This is a genomic window from Streptomyces sp. NPDC054783 (assembly GCF_053611725.1).
In genome coordinates this window covers 22,828-39,518 of record NZ_JBSHAY010000031.1, presented here as the reverse complement: position 1 = coordinate 39,518, position 16,691 = coordinate 22,828, and the positions used below count along the sequence as shown (strand labels likewise).

19 protein-coding genes and 4 pseudogenes are annotated in these 16,691 nt (G+C 70.4%); 16 read left to right on the top strand and 7 right to left on the bottom strand.

Translation table 11 applies throughout. The annotated features are described in order from the left end of the window. Positions 1 to 29 precede the first annotated feature (29 nt). From pqqE to ACWGJ5_RS36765, 3 genes are read right to left on the bottom strand one after another with little or no spacing between them, the layout of a single operon-like run. Positions 30 to 1,421, bottom strand: a complete 1,392-nt coding sequence (pqqE, locus tag ACWGJ5_RS36775; RefSeq protein ID WP_453313973.1) for a pyrroloquinoline quinone biosynthesis protein PqqE — start codon at positions 1,419 to 1,421, stop codon at positions 30 to 32. Then, positions 1,418 to 2,107: a pyrroloquinoline-quinone synthase PqqC gene (gene pqqC / locus ACWGJ5_RS36770; protein WP_453313972.1), complete on the bottom strand. Its 690-nt coding sequence runs from the start codon at positions 2,105 to 2,107 to the stop codon at positions 1,418 to 1,420. Before pqqC ends, pqqE begins: the two co-directional genes overlap by 4 nt. After that, positions 2,092 to 2,250 carry a hypothetical protein gene (locus ACWGJ5_RS36765; protein ID WP_453313971.1) on the bottom strand — a complete coding sequence of 53 codons (159 nt, stop codon included), beginning with the start codon at positions 2,248 to 2,250 and terminating at the stop codon, positions 2,092 to 2,094. The genes pqqC and ACWGJ5_RS36765 overlap by 16 nt, the downstream gene beginning before the upstream one ends. Positions 2,251 to 3,104: 854 nt before the next feature. On the opposite strand from ACWGJ5_RS36765, the gene ACWGJ5_RS36760 reads away from it, so the two are divergent. Further along, complete coding sequence (locus ACWGJ5_RS36760; protein WP_453313970.1) at positions 3,105 to 3,602, top strand: peptidylprolyl isomerase; 498 nt, start codon at positions 3,105 to 3,107, stop codon at positions 3,600 to 3,602. Then, positions 3,599 to 3,691, top strand: a pseudogene (locus tag ACWGJ5_RS36755) (hypothetical protein); the annotation flags it as partial. The gene ACWGJ5_RS36760 and the pseudogene ACWGJ5_RS36755, both read left to right, overlap by 4 nt. A 29-nt stretch (positions 3,692 to 3,720) precedes the next feature. Here the strand turns inward: ACWGJ5_RS36755 and ACWGJ5_RS36750 are convergent. After that, on the bottom strand, positions 3,721 to 3,855 hold the full coding sequence (locus ACWGJ5_RS36750) for a hypothetical protein (protein WP_453313969.1): 135 nt from the start codon (positions 3,853 to 3,855) through the stop codon (positions 3,721 to 3,723). Here ACWGJ5_RS36750 and ACWGJ5_RS36745 point away from each other — a divergent pair. The 10 genes from ACWGJ5_RS36745 (at position 3,854) to ACWGJ5_RS36700 (ending at position 11,733) form a co-directional block, all read left to right on the top strand. After that, the gene (locus ACWGJ5_RS36745; protein WP_453313968.1) at positions 3,854 to 4,057 is read left to right on the top strand and encodes a hypothetical protein; all 204 of its coding nucleotides are present in this window, start codon (positions 3,854 to 3,856) and stop codon (positions 4,055 to 4,057) included. The two genes, ACWGJ5_RS36750 and ACWGJ5_RS36745, sit on opposite strands and share 2 nt — an antisense overlap. Positions 4,058 to 4,455: 398 nt before the next feature. Beyond that, the gene (locus ACWGJ5_RS36740) at positions 4,456 to 4,989 is read left to right on the top strand and encodes a CbrC family protein (RefSeq protein ID WP_453313967.1); all 534 of its coding nucleotides are present in this window, start codon (positions 4,456 to 4,458) and stop codon (positions 4,987 to 4,989) included. A 224-nt stretch (positions 4,990 to 5,213) separates the two neighbouring features. After that, positions 5,214 to 5,843: a pyridoxamine 5'-phosphate oxidase family protein gene (locus tag ACWGJ5_RS36735; RefSeq protein ID WP_453313966.1), complete on the top strand. Its 630-nt coding sequence runs from the start codon at positions 5,214 to 5,216 to the stop codon at positions 5,841 to 5,843. 164 nt (positions 5,844 to 6,007) lie between these two features. Beyond that, positions 6,008 to 6,151, top strand: a complete 144-nt coding sequence (locus ACWGJ5_RS36730; RefSeq protein WP_453313965.1) for a hypothetical protein — start codon at positions 6,008 to 6,010, stop codon at positions 6,149 to 6,151. Between the two features lie 3 nt (positions 6,152 to 6,154). After that, on the top strand, positions 6,155 to 6,553 hold the full coding sequence (locus tag ACWGJ5_RS36725; RefSeq protein WP_453314030.1) for a transposase: 399 nt from the start codon (positions 6,155 to 6,157) through the stop codon (positions 6,551 to 6,553). Next, the gene (locus ACWGJ5_RS36720) at positions 6,489 to 8,672 is read left to right on the top strand and encodes a CHAT domain-containing protein (protein ID WP_453313964.1); all 2,184 of its coding nucleotides are present in this window, start codon (positions 6,489 to 6,491) and stop codon (positions 8,670 to 8,672) included. The genes ACWGJ5_RS36725 and ACWGJ5_RS36720 overlap by 65 nt, the downstream gene beginning before the upstream one ends. Next, the gene (locus ACWGJ5_RS36715) at positions 8,669 to 9,724 is read left to right on the top strand and encodes a hypothetical protein (RefSeq protein WP_453313963.1); all 1,056 of its coding nucleotides are present in this window, start codon (positions 8,669 to 8,671) and stop codon (positions 9,722 to 9,724) included. The genes ACWGJ5_RS36720 and ACWGJ5_RS36715 overlap by 4 nt, the downstream gene beginning before the upstream one ends. Then, on the top strand, positions 9,721 to 10,374 hold the full coding sequence (locus ACWGJ5_RS36710; RefSeq protein WP_453313962.1) for a DUF6338 family protein: 654 nt from the start codon (positions 9,721 to 9,723) through the stop codon (positions 10,372 to 10,374). The genes ACWGJ5_RS36715 and ACWGJ5_RS36710 overlap by 4 nt, the downstream gene beginning before the upstream one ends. Next, a complete protein-coding gene (locus tag ACWGJ5_RS36705) occupies positions 10,361 to 10,546 on the top strand; it encodes a hypothetical protein (protein WP_453313961.1) in 186 nt (61 codons plus the stop codon). The genes ACWGJ5_RS36710 and ACWGJ5_RS36705 overlap by 14 nt, the downstream gene beginning before the upstream one ends. Before the next feature lie 422 nt (positions 10,547 to 10,968). Beyond that, on the top strand, positions 10,969 to 11,733 hold the full coding sequence (locus tag ACWGJ5_RS36700; protein WP_453313960.1) for a YqjF family protein: 765 nt from the start codon (positions 10,969 to 10,971) through the stop codon (positions 11,731 to 11,733). Between the two features lie 190 nt (positions 11,734 to 11,923). On the opposite strand, the pseudogene ACWGJ5_RS36695 reads toward ACWGJ5_RS36700, so the two are convergent. Both ACWGJ5_RS36695 and ACWGJ5_RS36690 read right to left on the bottom strand, forming a co-directional pair. Further along, a pseudogene (locus ACWGJ5_RS36695) lies at positions 11,924 to 12,217 on the bottom strand (helix-turn-helix domain-containing protein); the annotation flags it as partial. Between the two features lie 43 nt (positions 12,218 to 12,260). Next, positions 12,261 to 12,596 carry a hypothetical protein gene (locus ACWGJ5_RS36690; protein WP_453313959.1) on the bottom strand — a complete coding sequence of 112 codons (336 nt, stop codon included), beginning with the start codon at positions 12,594 to 12,596 and terminating at the stop codon, positions 12,261 to 12,263. Positions 12,597 to 12,727: 131 nt separating this feature from the next. Here ACWGJ5_RS36690 and ACWGJ5_RS36685 point away from each other — a divergent pair. From ACWGJ5_RS36685 to ACWGJ5_RS36670, 4 genes and pseudogenes are all read left to right on the top strand, one after another. Next, positions 12,728 to 13,108, top strand: a pseudogene (locus ACWGJ5_RS36685) (helix-turn-helix domain-containing protein); the annotation flags it as partial. A gap of 89 nt (positions 13,109 to 13,197) precedes the next feature. After that, complete coding sequence (locus tag ACWGJ5_RS36680) at positions 13,198 to 14,010, top strand: class I SAM-dependent methyltransferase (RefSeq protein WP_453314029.1); 813 nt, start codon at positions 13,198 to 13,200, stop codon at positions 14,008 to 14,010. A gap of 174 nt (positions 14,011 to 14,184) precedes the next feature. Continuing rightward, a pseudogene (locus ACWGJ5_RS36675) lies at positions 14,185 to 14,936 on the top strand (transposase); the annotation flags it as partial. A gap of 87 nt (positions 14,937 to 15,023) precedes the next feature. After that, complete coding sequence (locus ACWGJ5_RS36670) at positions 15,024 to 15,476, top strand: hypothetical protein (RefSeq protein ID WP_453313958.1); 453 nt, start codon at positions 15,024 to 15,026, stop codon at positions 15,474 to 15,476. A 74-nt stretch (positions 15,477 to 15,550) separates the two neighbouring features. Here the strand turns inward: ACWGJ5_RS36670 and ACWGJ5_RS36665 are convergent. Further along, a protein-coding gene (locus ACWGJ5_RS36665) for an IS630 family transposase (RefSeq protein WP_453313957.1) occupies positions 15,551 to 16,656 on the bottom strand; the annotation gives its coding sequence in 2 pieces (ribosomal slippage) (positions 15,551 to 16,210 and positions 16,213 to 16,656; 1,104 coding nt in all). Positions 16,657 to 16,691 lie beyond the last annotated feature (35 nt).

The following is a 16,691-nucleotide window of genomic DNA, read 5'->3' as shown; positions in this document are numbered from 1 at the left end:
CCACGCTCGGGCCCGGCCCCGGACGCAACTCAGCGGAAGCGTCTGGGCGCCGGGGCGGCACCGGCGGCCACCACCGGGTCGGTGACCAGGTGGTGGTGCGGCGAGAGAGAGCAGGCCGGGTCGGTGGCGGCCGGGTCGCCGGTGAGCTGGAAGGCCTGGCAGCGGCAGCCGCCGTGGTCCACCTCGCGCAGCGCGCAACTGCGGCACGGCTCCGGCATCCAGGCGGTGCCCCGGAACCGGTTGAAGGCGGGGGAGTCGTGCCAGATCGCCGCCAGGTCCTCGGTGACCGAGCTGGGCACCGGCAGGCCGGGCAACTGGGCGGCGGCGAGGCAGGGCAGCACGTCGCCGTTGGGCGCGACGACCAGCTGGCGTTCTCCCCAGCCGTTCATGCACGGCTTGACCTCGTCGCCGTGGTGGTCGGCGGCAACGTGGACGATCTCGATCCGCCCGCTGTGGCGTTCCCGGGCCGCGGCGACGTCGAGCTCGGCCTGCCGGACCTGTTCCTGGCTGGGCGCGAGGTGGGCGCGATTGCGCCAGGCCCAGCCGTAGTACTGGGTGTGCGCGAGTTCGACCCGGTCGGCGCCCAGCGCGACCGCCTGGTCGGCGAGATCGCCGAGGCGGGCCAGATTGCCCCGGTGCAGCACGACGTTGACGGTCAGCGACAGACCGGCATCGGTGAACCGCCGTGCCGCGGTGAGCTTTCTGTTGTGCGCGGCGAGCCCGGCGACGGCGTCGGCGCGGCTCGCCTCGGTGTCCTGGAGCGAGAGCTGCACATGGTCGAGGCCCGCTTCGGCGAGTTCGGCGGCCCGCCGGGCGGCCAGCGGGATGCCACTGGTGACCAGGTTGGTGTACAGACCCAGACGGTGGGCCCGCTCGATGAGGACCGTCAGGTCGCCGCGCAGCAGCGGTTCGCCGCCGGTGAAGTGGACCTGGAGCACGCCCAGTCCTCGTGCCTGGTCGAGAATCCTGAGCCATGCGTCGGCAGTCAACTCAGCCCGGTAACGGGAGAGTTCGACCGGGTTGGCGCAATAGGCGCACTGGAGGGGGCAGCGGTAGGTGAGTTCGGCGATCAGGCCGAGCGGCGCGGGGGTGCGTACAGCGATGCCGGACGGGCCGGCGGCCGCGACGAGATGGACGGGCGTGCCGGTGCCGTCCAGGGTGAGCAGCCGCCGCTCGGCGAGGTCGGAGAGCAGCGCGCCGACCTGCTCGCCGTCCACCCCGTGGTACTCGTCGTGGAGCCGGGCGGTGACACCTCGCGCGTCCCGGTTCCCGTCGCAGTGCCGGAGCACGGCCGCGGCGCTTGCGTTGAGCAGCAGTACCCCCTCGGGGTAGACCAGCGCGGCCTGGTTCCGGACCGGGTCGTGCACCAGCCGCACCCCCTTGCGCAGGCCGGGGGTCACGGCGGGGGAGGCGGTGCTCACCGGACGGCCCCGTAGTCGACCGCGTCCAGCATGGCATGCAGGACGTCGCACTTGAAGGTCAGGGCGCCGATCGCGGCCTGCTGCTGCTCGGCGGTGACACAGTGGTCCAGGACGAGCTGAAGTGTGCGGGCACTGTCCTCGCGCGCGACGGGGATGCGGTGCTCGAAGTAGGCGTAGCCGGCCGGGGCGATCCACTCGTAGTGCCGGCGCCAGGCGGTGACGCGGTCGGCCATGTGGTCGGGCGAGAACATCTCGGTGAGCGCCGCCGCCACCCCTTCGGTCCACGGCCTGGTCTGGCAGAAGTGCAGGTAGCCGTCGACGGCGAAGCGCACCCCGCGGGCGACGTGCCGCTCGTCGAGGACCTCGGCCCGGTTCAGGCCGACCGCCTCGGCGAGCACCAGCCAGTCGGCCAGCCCGCCCTCGGTGCCGCTCGGACCGTCCTGCTGGCCGAGCCGCTCCGACCACACCCGACGGACCTCCGGAAGCGGACAGTTGGCGATGATCGCGGCGTTCTTGCGGGTCAGGCAGAGCTGGTAGTACCAGCGGTTGGCGACCCAGCGCCGCAACTCCGGCGGCGTACAGCCACCGGAGTGCAGGCGCTGGTGGAACGGGTGACTGTCCCAGTACTGTCCGCGCAGGTCGTACAGCCTGGCGGTGAACCGGTCGCGGGTCAGCGGTTGCGCCACGGGGCGGTCTGTCCGGCGTAGGCGGTGACCTCGGCGCCGGTGCGGTGGCACTCCACCACCGGGGCCGACCAAGCGGGCTTGGCAGCGGCCGGCCGGACCGGGCGCGCAGTGGTGACGGGTCGCCGTGTGCGGGTGGGAGTCACAGGAGCCTCCTTGGTGAGCGGGGCAGGAGCGGACCCGCGGGCCTGCCGATGCGGGACACGTCCTCTCGGCAGGACGCTACGAGCCCTCGCGCCCGGCCGCCGGTTCAACACCCTCGAACGGGTGACGGCCCCCCATCCGGACCGGGCTTTCGACGGGCCGGATGCCTGCCCCGCCGAAGAGGCCGCGTGCCCCCGTGCCCACTGCCCGAACGCCCCCGCCGCGCGGCTCAGCGCCTGCTCCACCGCTGGCAGGACCTGCCCAGCCGCACGCACGAGGACCTCCCGGACAGCGCGCACAGCGAGCCGGAGGTCCGGAAAACCGACGGGGTGTCGGCTGGTGTGCTGGGGTCGGGGCGATGAGGGATGCGGGGCTGGCTCAGCGGGTGGTTGGGCCTTTGCCGAGCAGGTCGCGATCGTGAGGTGGCAGGCGATGTCGAGGCGGGGTAGGAGGCGGTGGCCTCGCCGGGCAGGCTGTACACGCAGCGCGCCGGGCGCGCACGGCCACATGGTGACGACTGGCGGCGGGGCTGAACTGCGGGCCCCGGCCGAGCAGGTAATGGTGGCTGGACCGGGTGCGGCGGTCGGTAGGGGAGCGGGACGGTGGTATTCCTCGGCGAGGTGGTCCGGCGCGATGGCGTCGGGCTGCCGGTTCGGCACCGGTCCCGTCACTGGGCGCGGTTCCTGCTCGTGCTGCGGGCGGTTCCGCCCCGCCTACCGACTACGGCCTCACTGCACTTGGTGTGGCCGTACCCGGCCGTACGCCCGGAACGCGCCCGGCGCTCAGTCCGAGATGGATGTGCGGTGGCCGGTGGCCCGTTCGGCGTGTCCGGCTCCGGGGTGACAGGATGACCCCCATGAGCAACGTGTACTTCGACATCAGCATCAACGGTGCCCCTGTCGGCCGGATCGTCTTCAGCCTGTTCGACGAGGTCGTGCCGAAGACCGCGCGTAACTTCCGTGAGCTGGCCACGGGCCAGAACGGCTATGGCTACGCCGGTTCGGGCTTCCACCGCATCATCCCCCAGTTCATGCTGCAGGGCGGTGACTTCACCAACCACGACGGCACCGGTGGCAAGAGCATCTACGGTGAGAAGTTCGCGGACGAGAACTTCGAGCTGAAGCACGACCGCAAGTACCTGCTGTCGATGGCGAACGCCGGCCGCAACACCAACGGCTCGCAGTTCTTCATCACCACTGTCCTCACCCCCTGGCTCGACGGCAAGCACGTCGTCTTCGGCGAGGTCGTCGAGGGCCGGGAACTCGTCGACCGGATCGAGGCCCTGGGCTCGCAGTCCGGCGCTCCCAAGGGCAGGGTCGAGATCGCGGCCTCTGGCGTCGTCGACGGCCACTGATCCCGGCATGGGCAGCTGAGTCGGGTATCCGGCTCTCGGTCGGTCGCACCGGCCAGTGCTGGGACAATGCACTGGCCGAGTCGTTCGTCGCCACCCTCAAGAACGAACTCGACGGCGATCAGTTCTGGCCGAGCCGGGCCGCCGCCCACACCGCGGTGTGTTGGTCGACGGCGCCCGCCACCAGCTCGACCTGATCGCCGCAGAGACGGACCGGCGCGGCATCACCGTGCACGTCCTGGTGGACTTGGTCCATGTCGCCGACGTATGTCTGGGCCGTCGCCCATGGCTTCCGCAAGCCCGGCACCACCGAAGCGGAAGCCTGGGCCGTCAACTGCCTGACCGCGATCCTCGCAGGCCAGGTCGCCCACGCCGCCGACGAGATGACCGACCAGCCGATCGGGAACGGATCCCCGCCTCCCGACGCGAGGCATTCGAGGCCTGCCGCCGCTACCTGACGGGGCACCTCGACCAGCTCTCGACCAGCTCCGGTCACGAATCGGCGTTTGCCAACGGTTGACCGATCGCCACCGGCGCGGTCGAGGCCTCCTGTCGCCATCCGATCGCCGGCCGATTCGACATCACCGGCGCCCGCCGGGGCCTTTCCGCAGCCGCAGCCGCGTCCGGCTCCGCACCCTGGTCGCCGACGGCGACCTCGACTCATACTGGCGCTTCTACACCGGCCGTGAGCACGAGTGCATCCACCCCACCTCCGACCAGCAGGACTTCAACCTCACCGCTTGATCACGATCCTGCTTGCGGACAGACTGCGACCCATGAGGTTCAGAGGTACGCCCGTCGACGCACAGACCACCGGTGCCGAGACGGACCTCTCCTTGCAGCGGCAGGCTCACCAGTGAGCGCCGGCCTGCCCCACTTCCGCTACCACCCGGACCCCGTCGCAAGCGGGTCCGTCCGTGAGAGCGCAGAGACCTGCGCCTGCTGCAACCGCAGCACGGGGTGGATCTACACCGCTACCTTCTACACGGCACAAGATGCCAGCGGGAGATTCTGCCCCTGGTGCATCGCCGACGGCAGCGCGGCTGAACGATTCGAAGGTGAATTCACCGACGCATACGGGCTCGACGGCGTCAGCGCGGAGACCCTGGAGCAGGTCACCCGCCGCACCCCCGGCTTCCACGCCTGGCAGGATCCGCACTGGCTTGTCCACTGCAACGACGCGGCCGCCTTCATCGGCGAGGCCGGATACACCGAACTGGCGGCCCACCCCGAAGCACTCAACCAGCTTCAGCTCGACCTTCGGTTGGGCGGTTGGCACGACGCGTCCCAGCTCGAGAACTTCCTGACCCACCTGGGGCAGGGGGCAAGCGCCATGCTCTTCCGCTGCACAGTCTGCGCCGCCCATCTCGCCTACGCCGACGCTTCATAGCCACGGCCCAGCTCAACACGTGCTCATTCCCTTTGAAGCGATTTCCAAAGTGCGTGACACATGGCCGCGCCGCGGCTGGTTCTGACGAAACCCCTGGGCGTCGAGGCCCGGTCCCCGCTCGGGTGCTGGCGTGCGGATTCCGGGGGATCCTCGCACGGGCCCCTGACAGCGAGCCGTCGTCTACGCTCGACCTGTTCACGTACCAATGGGAGGGGGTGAGGTCCGTGCTGCTCACAGACCTGGTCGAGGTGACGTCACCGGACGAGTTGGGGGAACTGCTCGGCGAGCCGACACCGGGCGCGCTGGTCAAGGTCCGGCCGCGCCTGCACGAGCACGACCGCCAGTGGCTGGCCGCGTCGCCGCTGTGCGTGGTGGCGACCTCGGGCGCCGACGGCAGCTGCGACGCGTCACCGAAGGGTGACCCGGCCGGGTTCACGCTCGTGCTGGACGACACGACGATCGCGATCCCCGAACGTCCCGGGAACCGCCGGGCCGACGGGTTCCGCAACATCCTGGCCAATCCCCACGTGGGGCTGCTCTACCTGATCCCCGGCCGCCCCGACACGCTGCGCATCAACGGCCGCGCGCGCATCCTGCGCGATGCGCCTTTCTTCGACGACATGGTGGTGAAGGGGAATCGTCCACAGCTGGCCCTGCTGGTCGAGATCGACCAGGTCTTCTACCACTGCCCGAGGGCCCTGCTGCGCGGCGGAGTCTGGCAGCCGGAGACCTGGCGGCCGGAAGCGGCGCCGTCCCGCGCGGTGCTCGCGAAGGCGCACGATCGCCGTTCGGAGAGTGTGGAGGAGCTGGAGGCGTACTACGGCTCGCGGTACCTGGAGCGCCTGTACCAGTAACTGATCGTGTCAGAAGCGATTTCCAAGCCGCGTGACACGCCTCGCGCTCGATCGTTCGTACTGATCGATCGCGTTCGGGTGACGGCTCGGCGGAGAATGCGTAGGAGAAGGGCCTCCTGCACAGCTCGGTGATGTCGAGTCAACCGAACACCAGGAGGCCCCTGGTGTTCCACAGCGGCGTGAATGTCCTGCCCGCGTCCACTTGCGGCGTATCGCCGTGCGACTACCTCGCCCACCAGTTCGGCAACGCCGCCGACCAACGGGACGGCGCTCGCCGCTACACCTCCGACCTGACCGACGCAGAATGAGCCCTGATCCGGCCGCTGCTGCCGGTCCCGGCCTGGATGAACGAACGCGGCGGACGGCCAGAGGGATACTGCCACCGCCAGATGATCGACGGGGTGCGCCACCTGGTCGCTGAGGGACGGCGCTGGGCGAGCCTGCCGGCCGACTTCCCCAAGTGGCGGGCCGCGAACCGCGTCTTCCGCCGCTGGCGCGACAACTACCTGATCAAGGGGCTGTACGGTCCGCTGCGTGCCCGCCTGCGCCGCCTGGCCAACGTGAAGGACGAGCCTACTGCCGCGATCACCGACTCCCGGTCGGTCAAGGGCGAGGCCACCGTGCCCGCCGCCTCGCGCGGCTACGATGCCGGAAAGACGCGCACGCGAGCATCTGCTGCGGGCGCTCGCCGTCTACGAACGGATCGGTGACCGCAGCGAGGCGTCCAGCACCTACGACAAGCTGGCCATCGTCGCAGGCGCCCTCGGCGAGTACGACGAGGAGATCCGCTTCCACGAGGCCGCACTCGCGGACCGGAACAGGGACACCGCTCCCCACCTGTGGGCACGCAGCATGTCCAAGCTCGGTTGGGCCCTGCTCACACAAGCCGAGAGGGGCGGGGCAGAGGACCGGGTCACGACCGGACGGCGGGGGCTGGGGTACATCGAAGATGCCGTCGCGGCCTACGAGGGCCTCCCGACCCAGTCCGAACTCGGCTTCCAGCTGATCTCGTTGGCAAGGGCGTGCCGGCTCTGCCGCACACTGGACCCCTCGCGCGAAGCCGAATTGCGGGAACGGGAGCTGTCGGCTCTCCGGGAAGCGATGCACCGGGCGTACGGTCGCTGCGACCTGCTGAGAACCGCGGCGGAGAAGCTCGGCGACGCGCTCACCGAGCGGACCGACTGGTCCGCGGCGGCCGACGCGTACCAGCAGGCAGTAGAGGCGGACGACCAGCTCTTCCGTGTCTGTCTGGTGAGCTCCTCACGTGAGCTCCGACTGAGCGCGGCCGGCGATCTGCACCAGCGGGCCGCCTACGCGCTGGCTCGCGCGGGCCAGCTGGAGGAGGCGGTGCTCTGCCTGGACCGCGGCAGGACACGCACCTTCACTCCGGCCCTGTCACCGGACCACGACCAGCTCCAGCAGCTGGCGCAGACGGACCCGAAGGCCCACACCTCCTACGTGCGGGCCGCCGAGACCGTACAGGCCCTGGAGGCCCGCAACCGGGAGTTGCGCCGCCGCGAACTGCCGGGGGACGGCGGACGGGAGATGGACTCCGCCGAGTACGAGCTGGGCGGACTCCTCGACGAGGCCAGGGCAGAGCTGGCCGCCTCCCTGGCTCGGGTCAGGGCGCTGCCCGGCATGGAGTCCTTCCTGCGGGAGATGACGCGTGACGACATCCTGGGCGCCGCGCGACCGGGAGAACCGCTCTGCTATATCGCCGCGACGAAGAGCGGGAGCATGTCCCTGATCGTCCGTCACCAGAGGGATCCCGGGCCCCGCGTCGAAGCCGTCGAGTCCACGCTGACCGGTGCGGACGCCCGTGCCCTTGCACGCGCCTTCGCCAGGACCGTGCGCAAGAAGGGAGGGGAGCTGCGGGAACTGCTCCCGCGCCTCGGGCTGGAGCTGATCGGCCCGATCGCCGAGTCCCTCGGCACGGCAGCCGGTGTGGTCGTGGTCGCCTGCGGCCCGATCGCCCATCTGCCCCTGCACGCCGCGCTACTTCCTCCGACAGGCGAACCGCTCCTCGCGACGTACGCGGTCGCGTACGCACCGTCGGTGCGGCTGCTCCTCGCGGCCGGACAACGGGCCGCGGCACCGTCGTGCGAACCGGTCCTCGTGGCGGCGTCCGACGCAGGCCAGGACGGAGGACTCCTCGCCGCGCAGGAGGCGGAGACGCTCCGACGGCTGTTCGCCACGGTCGGCGAAAGCCGAGACGCGACCGGCGATCCGCACGGGACGGAGGACCGGTACACGACGGAGGACCTGATCGACGCGCTGTGCGGCGGTACCCACGTCCACCTGGCATGCCACGGCGCGTACGACCCCGCCGATCCGCTCGCGTCCGGGCTCGACCTCGGCGGCGGGCGCATCACCCCGGCCGACCTGCTGAATACCTGGCCCCGGCCGCTGGAGCGGGCCCGGCTGGTGACGCTGTCCGCCTGCGACACCGGGCTCGTCGACCCCCGGCTACCGGACGAAGCGATCGGGCTGCCCACCGGCATCCTGCTGGCCGGCGGAGCCGGGGTCGTCTGCACGCGCTGGAGGACGAACGACACCGCGGCGGTGCTGTTGATGATCGCGTTCTACCGGAGGCTGCTCGGCCACGGCATCGAGTCGTCCCCGTACGGCGAACCGCCCGGCGTTCCCGAATCGCCCGCACAAGCGCTGCGGCGGGCCCAGTTGTGGCTCCGCTCGGCGACTGTGACCGAAGTGCTCGGCCAGGACTGGCTCCCCGCCGAGATCCGATGGCGTCTGATGTCCCGCCGTGTGCCCGAGCGTCCCTTCCTGCACCCCTACCTGTGGGCGCCCTTCAGCCTGGTGGGCGCATGATGACGGAGCCGCCGGACCCGACACCGGGCGACCTCGCGCAGAGGCCCGCCTACGAGCGGGTCGCACACTTCGCACTCGTCGACAGCCCGGCCGTCCGGCGAAGGCTCTCGGACGGGGAGGTGGCCTCCGTGCTCGGCTCGCTCTGCCTGGCCTACGCCCAGGAGGAACGCTACGACGAGGCCGTCGTCGCCGGGCTGCGGGCGCTGCGGATCGCCGTGGACAAGGCGGCGGACGACTCCGCGCTGCGTGGGCACGTCCTGCTCAATCTCGGTGTCGCCCACAGCAGGGGAGGCGATCTGGACAAGGGCCTCGCCGCGTACCTCGAGGGCTGGACACACGCCCGCCGCTGCGGCGACGAGGAGACGCTGTTCAAGGCCGGGGCGAACGCCTTGCTGGCACTGGAGTCCGGGCGGCCGACCCGGGATGCCGAGTTCGCCTTCCTGGAGGAGTGCCGTGCCGTCTTCGAGGCGGCGGACAGGCAGCCGGAAACCGCGCGGGCCTCCCGGTTGCTCGGGGAGGCCTTGCTCGCCCGCGGACATGTGGCGGACGCGATCGCCGTCCTGGACCGGGTTCTGGTGCTGACCGAGTCGCTCCGGGGCGCCCGAAAGATGCGACGGGAGACGACACGGCTCCTCGAAGAGGCGGACCGGCGCATCAGCGACCGGCCAGGCTCGCCGCCGCTGGGACCCGGCGCTCTGCAAGAGGTGCGCGCTCTCGTCGACGACGGTGTGGAGAGCGCGTTGCGTGGGATCGTGCCTCGCACGAGGAAGTGCTTCTCCCGCGCCCTGAACCTCCTGGAGCGGCGCTGCCGGACACGGGAACGCGTCCTCGCCGCCTTCCTCCTGCTCGTAGTCGCCCGGCTCGCCTGGCACGAGGACGACGAGCCCACGGCGACCGAGCTGCTGAACCGGGCCGCGAAGGAGTTGGAGCTCATCAAGCCGGCACTGGGAACCTGGGTGAAGACCCGCGCCTATGACCTGGACCTCGGCGAACTGAGCGCACTGGCCCGGAGGGTGGCTGTCAGTGCGCGCGAACAGGAGGGCGGGGAATGACACCAAGTACTGCCCAGCAACTGGCGATCCTGGTGTTGCTGATTCTGCCCGGGACCTCCTACCTCTTCGCCAGGGAGCGGCTCCTGGGGATCCGCGAGGCCGAGCAGGAGGTGAGCAACCGCTTCCTGCGCGCCCTCGGCGTGGGTGTCCTGCTCGATGCCGCCTATCTGATCGCCGCCGGCCCCCAGCTGGTACGGCTGCTGCGGGGCGACGGGAAGGAACCCCTGTCCGGTGTCGCCGACCGGCCGCGGGCGGCCGGTCTGTGGCTGCTGCTCCTTGTCGTCGTCCTGCCGACGCTGGTGGCGTGGGCGGAAGCGCGCTGGGTCAGGCGTCGGCGCGCTGCCGTGCACGATCGGACGCCCACCGCGTGGGACGCTCTCTTCCAGGACCGCGGGGCGTGTTTCGTCCGGGTCCGGCTGAAGAACGGCGGATGGGCCGGAGGGTGGTACGGAACGCGCTCGCGCGCCTCCGCCTATCCACAGCCCGGTGACCTCTACCTGGAGTCCCAGTACCGCATGGAGCCGGACGGCGCCTTCGGCCCCCGCATGCCCGGCACGGGCGGGCTGTACATCCGTGCCGCCGACCTCGACCTCCTGGAGATCCACGAACCGCGCCGCCACGCCCGAGGAGACACCGATGACGGGGCCTGACACCGCCGAGTACGACGAGCTCGACGACGATTTCGCGGCCTGGGCGGGCCCGCCACGCGGCACCCATCACCCCAAAGAGGAGGACGTGACCGAGGACCAGGCTCTGCCTCCCGAGGGGCCACCCGGTGTCTCCACCCCCACGGACCAGACCGGCGATGCGTCGCCGTCGTGACCTGACCGCGTGCGCGGTTCTGGCCGGAGGAGCCTCTCTGCTCGCGGGAGGCGAGTGGATCGCTGACGCCCCGTCCTGTGTCCTGGAACACTTTCGCGTATGGCCCGATCCGCTGTTTCCAAAGCGGTGCCCATCTACGGAAACGACATTACGGCGGCTGCTGGGCCGCTTCGACTGCGACGCGTCCGCACCTACGTCGCGGAACGTCGTGACGAGATCCGGATCAGGCGGAAGGAGAACAGACTGCACTTGACCTGCCGGCCGGCCAGACGGATCGTCACGTCCCCGAAGTCGACCTCGGCTTCGGCACCCGGGTGCCGAGGGGGAGCCCGCGTTGGGGTGGGAGCGGTGCGGTATGCGCTTCGACCGGGCTGGCCGGGGGCCCGAGTGGACGGCCGTAAGGCGTGTGCGACGCTGGTGCGATGTCGTTCGCCCCTGCCCCTGTGGAGCCGATAACGCCCGAGCCGGTGCGCGAGTTGGCGGACACGCTACTCACGCAGTCCTGGCTCGACCTGTCCTTCCTGCACTGGGCTGCCGACCCGGCGGACGTGGCGCCGCTGCTGCCGGCCGGGACCGTGCCGGACACGCACGACGGGCTCACCTACATCGGCCTGGTGGCGTTCCGGATGTACCGGGTCGGCTGGTTCAAGGTTCCGGGTATCCCGTACCTCGGCACCTTCCCGGAGACCAACGTCCGGCTGTACTCCGTGGACCGGCACGGCCGGCGCGGCGTGGTGTTCCGCTCGCTGGAGGCCTCGCGGCTGCTGCCGGTGGCCGTCGCCCGCAGCGCCTTCCGGCTGCCCTACATGTGGGCCAGGATGGCGATCCGCCGCGACGCGGACACCATCAGCTACACCAGCAGCCGTCGCTGGCCGGGACCGCGCGGAGCACGCAGTCGGATCGCGGTGCGCATCGGCGAGCGGATCGCGGAGCCGACCGCCCTCGAAGACTTCCTGACCGCCCGCTGGGGCATGCACAACGCCTTCTTCGGCCGGCCGGTGTACCTGCCCAACACCCACCCGCGCTGGCCGCTGCACCGGGCCGAACTTCTGCATTGCGAGGATGAGTTGGTGACCGCCGCTGGGCTGCCGTCGCCATCCGGGCCGCCGGTGAGCGTGCTGTACTCGCCCGGGGTGCCGGTCCGCTTCGGCCGCCCCGCCCGCCCGGGCGGCCTGCCCACCCCCTGAGCCCGCGCACGCGGCGGCCGGACGGAAGCCGAGGGATCGCTCTCGGCTGCCTCTACCACTGCCTTCGAACCCGTACGCACTACGACCCCGACCGAGCCTTCACGACGCCCGTCGCGCTTGCCACCGATGCCTCGACTTGACCTGCCAGCGACATGAGATGTCTTCGACTGCTCCGCCACTTGGTGGTCGCGCGTCGGCGCTGGTGCAGTGTCAGCAGCGGTCCTGTGTGGTCGACGATGCGATCCGCCGCCGACTTGGAGACTCCGAACGGTTGCGCGAGTTGTCGCACGGTCAGGTTGGTGCGTCAGTACACGGCGACGAGCAGCACTCGGTCCTCAAGCGGCAGCGACCACGGCCGTCCAGGACGTGCCGCATCGACTGCCTCGCGTCGCAGCCGGGTGAGCAGTTTTCCAAATGCTCGCAGGCTCAGTCCGGTGAACGGGGCTGTCCAGGATGGTTCCGACGCGGAGATCACACCAGCCACGGCAAGATCGTCCCAGACACAGCGCGAGACCCTTGTGCCGGCCTCAGGGGATGATGCTGTCCGCGGAGAGCACCGGTTCCGCCCATGTAGCGAAACCGAAGATCGGTCGCTGAGTAAGCCTCCCCCCACTGTCGTCATACAGGGTCCGACGCACCCTTCGGCCTCGACGCACCAGGTATCGCAGGCCCTCTACGTCGACGATCCCGCACTCGCCAGCGTCCAGGTCGACGGAAGCCCCGTCGACGCGGCTGACATCCCAACCCGCCTTCGCGGCGAGATGCATCCACACCTGGACCGCTCGCTCGGGCTGCTCCGCGGAGAAGCCCGTCCCCACTCTCGCGATGATCTGCACCGGGTCAGGTCGCTCGTCAATGGCCATCACAGCCCCTCTCGCCGACAGGCGATCATGGCAGAGTCTCAGCCCGACCGACTCGGCGGGTCTCCGGGAAGCCTTTGCGGGACAGGCTTGAAGGGTGTTGCACAAGGCTCTGAGCTGGTCATCTCTCTGGTATGGCCGGGGTCTTACGTGCTGAGCGGGTGTGGGTGGAGACGTTCACGGGGCTGCGGATGACGCAGTTCTCGGGTCGGTTGAAGGTGGTGCGGGAGCGGGGTGGCAACGGCACGCTGCGGGGCCGGCGTTGGGCCTTGCCGTTGGGCGAGCGGGTGCTGATGGTCGCGGTGTACTACCGCACGAACCTGACCATGCGGCAGTTGGGCCCGCTGTTCGGTGCCTCCTCCTCCACGGTGTGCCGGGGCATCCAGCGGTGGGGACCGTTGCTCGCACTCGAGCCCGTCTCCCGCTCGGCGGGTATCCCGGAACGGATGTGGATCGTGGACGGCACGCTCATCCCGGTCCGCGACCGAAGTGTCGCGGCCTCCGGCCGTAACCACGGGCCCAGACCTGCCCGAGCACGGCCTTATACAACACCCTTTAGGCTGGGGCGGTGACTGATGACCAGGAGCGGGTGCAGCCGTCGGGAGTGTGGGCCACGGCGGTGGGGGTGGCCAGGGTGCGGGCGCTGGAGACCGAGCGGGAGAATGCGCTGTTCCGCGACCCACTGGCACAGGCCTTCGCCGCCGCCGGCGGCCTGTGGCCCTCCTCGCCGCCACCCGGTGACGAGGCCGCGCGACGTCGCCGGCTGGGCGTGGCGTTCTCCATCGTCATCAGGACGAAGTTCCTCGACGACCTGTTGCAGCAGGCCTCCGCGTCCGGGGTCCGGCAGGTCGTGCTACTCGGCGCCGGCATGGACAGCCGGGCCTTCCGGATGGACTGGCCCGAGGGCACCCGGCTGTTCGAGGTCGACACCGCTGCGCCACTGGACTTCAAGGCGTCGGTACTGCGCCAGGAGCGGGCCGTCGCACGCTGCGAGCGGATCACTGTCGCGGTGGATCTGCGTGAGGACTGGCCAGGCGCGCTGGCCGCCGCAGGGCACGACCCGGCGATGCCGACCGTGTGGATCGCCGAAGGACTGCTGATCTATCTGCCCGAGGACGCGGTGGAGTTGCTGCTGGCCCGGATCAGCGCGCAGTCGGCGGCAGGCAGTCGGATGGGGCTGACGTTGGGCTCGCGCGGCGTGATCGAGCGCTTCGGCGCGGACGCCGTGCCGGGATCGGCGCCGTCCATGTGGGTCTCGGAGATGCCCGACGACCCGGTGGGCTGGCTGGCCGGGCACGGCTGGGAGGCCGACAGTTACACCCTGCGCGAGCGCGCTGCCGCCTACGGCCGCCCGATCAGCACCCCGCCGCAGCGCGAGGAGCGGCCCGGCGGACTGATCTCGGCGGTCCGCCGGTAGAGCGCCTCCCGGTTCCCTTGAGTGATCACAGATCGACGTGCGGATCACCTCGTTCAGCTCCTTCGCCTGCTCGGGCGTCGGCTTGTTCGGGCCGTTGGTGAACGCCTCGACCGTACGCTTCACGGCGTCCGGACGGTGCAGCACGTGGAGCGTGAACCTCCTGCGCCAAATTGAGCCATCGAAATCGCCGAGACCGCCCGTCTGCGGAAGGACTTCGCCCCGTCGAGGTGCCCACGAATCTGGCCGCTGACCTGGCTCTGCTCACGACCCACCGCTCCGAATTGATCGCCGACCGGGTCCGTCTGCTCAACCACCTCCACGACATGCTCACCGGCATAAGCCCCGCTCTGGAAGCGGCCTTCGACTACGCCGACCACAAAGGCGCCCTCGTCCTGCTCACCGGCTACCAGACCCCCGCCGCCCTACGACGCTGCGGCCGAACTCGTCTGACCCGCTGGCTCGCCGCACGAGGCGTGCGCCACCCCGAAGCGGTCGCCGCCGCCCTGACCGCCGCGCACGCGCAACACATCCAACTGCCCGGCCAGGGCACGGCCGCGGGCATCACCGCAGACCTAGCAGCACAAGTGCCGGCCCTGGACGAACGGCTCAAGCAGCTCGACCGGCAGATCAGCGACACCTTCCACACCTACCTGCAGGCCGCCGTCATCGAGTCGATGCCCGGCATCGGCCCCATCCTCGGTCCCATTCTCGGCGCCGAATTCCTCGTCGCCGCGGGCGTTCTGGCCACCTACCCCGACGCCGGTCACCTCGCCTCCGCCGCCGGCCCGGTCCCCGTCGCCAAAGGCTCCGGACGCCGCACGGGCAACCTCCGTCGGCCCCAGCGCTGCAGCCGCCGCCTGCGCAGAGTGTTCTACCTCTCCGCGCAGACCAGCATCATCCGCGACGGACCCAACCGCACCTACTACTGATTTTGAAAGCGTGATGTCGTCTGTGACTGCGTGCTTTAGAAACTCCGTCGAACGGCAGGGCTGCCAGCACCTACGATGACACCCGTGCGCCCACTCTGGTTCGAGTTCGATGAACACGACAAATCTCCGGAGAACTGCGACACGTCCCAGCGCGAGTTCCTGCGCCTGGTTCGAGAGGGCGCCCGGGAATGGCCCTGCCGGCCTGGCGACACCTACGTACTGTTCTTCCCCCGCGACGAACTCGATGAGGACGGCAACACCGCGGAGCACGACGAGATGCGTCTGGTGGTGGACCTCAGCCATCAGCGAGTGCACTTCCTTGCACTCGGTGCCTCCCTGGAGGCGGACACCGTACGGTGCAGTCAACTGCACATCTGCAACTTCGCGTTGACGCAGGAGCGCCCGGACATCGTGCCGCGCGAGCGTACCGGACCGGTCGAGGACCTGGCGGCCTTCACCACCGACTGGCTCGGCGAGATCCTGCGCCGACCGGCGCTGCAGTACGACGGCCGCCGATACTGCCCCCCGTGCTGCTAGAGCTCGCGCTCAGTCCGACGCCGGGCATCTCCGCATCCGGCCTCATGAGCGCCGCCCTTCGTCCGAGCGCTCTCTCATCGATGTTCCGCTCGCCAACTGAGGCGCTCAGTCACATCGTCATCGTGGGGCGGGCACCAGTCTGGTTCGGTGAGGCAGCCGTCGAGGACGTCGTGGCGGTATTGGAGCCGGCGTAGGCCCCGGCGGACGGCGGTGATCAGGCCGTGCGGGTCGGCGAAGGCGCGGTTGGCCGTAGTGGTGCGCCGCAGTACCGACCAGATGCCTTCGACCGGGTCGAGGTCCGGTGCGTAGGGCGGGAGTCGGTAGACGGTGAGCCAGTCGCGTCCGGCGATGGAGCGGCGCATCCCTGTTGTCAGGTGGGCGTTCAAGTTGTCCCAGACCAGCACGATCGGGCCGCCAAGCTGCTGGTCTGCGGTCTGGACCAGGTCGCGGTAGTTCTTACAGGAGAAGCTCTTGCGTCCATCTGGGCGGGCGTCCGGACAGGGCCGGTAGACCAGCCGCGAGCGTTCGCCGGGTTTGTAGCAGGCCAGGGCAGCGACGGACAAGCGGCGGCGGGAGCGGCCCCGCACGCGCACGACGGGAGTGCGGCCACGGCGGAACCAGGTGTGGCGGGTGGGCGGCGTCATCGAGAGGCCGGCCTTGTCCTCGAAGACGAGCCAGGCATCGAGCGCCGCCACGGTCCTCCCACCTGGGGCCAGGTCTCCTTCACCCAGCTGGCCGCTGCCGCCTCGTCGGACTCTACCGCCCGGCGGGCCGGCACCTGGCAGCTCCAGCCGTGCCGTTTGAGCAGCGCGGCAATACCCTGCACCGTGCAGCTCTTGTGGAACCGGCGCCCGATGAGGGTCTTGATCCGTGACAGGGTCCAGGTCTGGTCCGGCCAGCCGTGTGCCACCGGCCCCTTGGCCAGTTCCTCCTCCAGCACGGCGAACAGTTCGTCACTGAGCAGCGGCAAGGACGCCGGTCCCCTGAAGGCCAAAGCTCTCGGCCCGTCCTGGGTCCAGGCCCTGCGCCAACGCTGCACCGACCGGACACTGACCCGCAGGTCGTGCGCGATGACCGCGTTCTCGTCGCCCAGGGCGAACCGCTCGGACGCTTCCATCCTCAGCTTCTCGCGGAAGACCCGCCGCTCGTCGGTCAGCCCGCCCCCTTGCGCATACCTCATGCCGTCGGCCTACCGCAGGGATCACGAGCCGTCAG

Coding starts and splice junctions, on each gene's coding strand:
- ACWGJ5_RS36760 (WP_453313970.1), top strand. CDS start 3,105: ATGAGCAACGTGTACTTCGACATCAGCATCAACGGTGCCCCTGTCGGC.
- ACWGJ5_RS36745 (WP_453313968.1), top strand. CDS start 3,854: ATGTCGCCGACGTATGTCTGGGCCGTCGCCCATGGCTTCCGCAAGCCC.
- ACWGJ5_RS36750 (WP_453313969.1), bottom strand. CDS start 3,855: ATGGACCAAGTCCACCAGGACGTGCACGGTGATGCCGCGCCGGTCCGT.
- ACWGJ5_RS36720 (WP_453313964.1), top strand. CDS start 6,489: ATGCCGGAAAGACGCGCACGCGAGCATCTGCTGCGGGCGCTCGCCGTC.
- ACWGJ5_RS36715 (WP_453313963.1), top strand. CDS start 8,669: ATGATGACGGAGCCGCCGGACCCGACACCGGGCGACCTCGCGCAGAGG.
- ACWGJ5_RS36710 (WP_453313962.1), top strand. CDS start 9,721: ATGACACCAAGTACTGCCCAGCAACTGGCGATCCTGGTGTTGCTGATT.
- ACWGJ5_RS36705 (WP_453313961.1), top strand. CDS start 10,361: ATGACGGGGCCTGACACCGCCGAGTACGACGAGCTCGACGACGATTTC.
- ACWGJ5_RS36700 (WP_453313960.1), top strand. CDS start 10,969: ATGTCGTTCGCCCCTGCCCCTGTGGAGCCGATAACGCCCGAGCCGGTG.
- ACWGJ5_RS36690 (WP_453313959.1), bottom strand. CDS start 12,596: ATGGCCATTGACGAGCGACCTGACCCGGTGCAGATCATCGCGAGAGTG.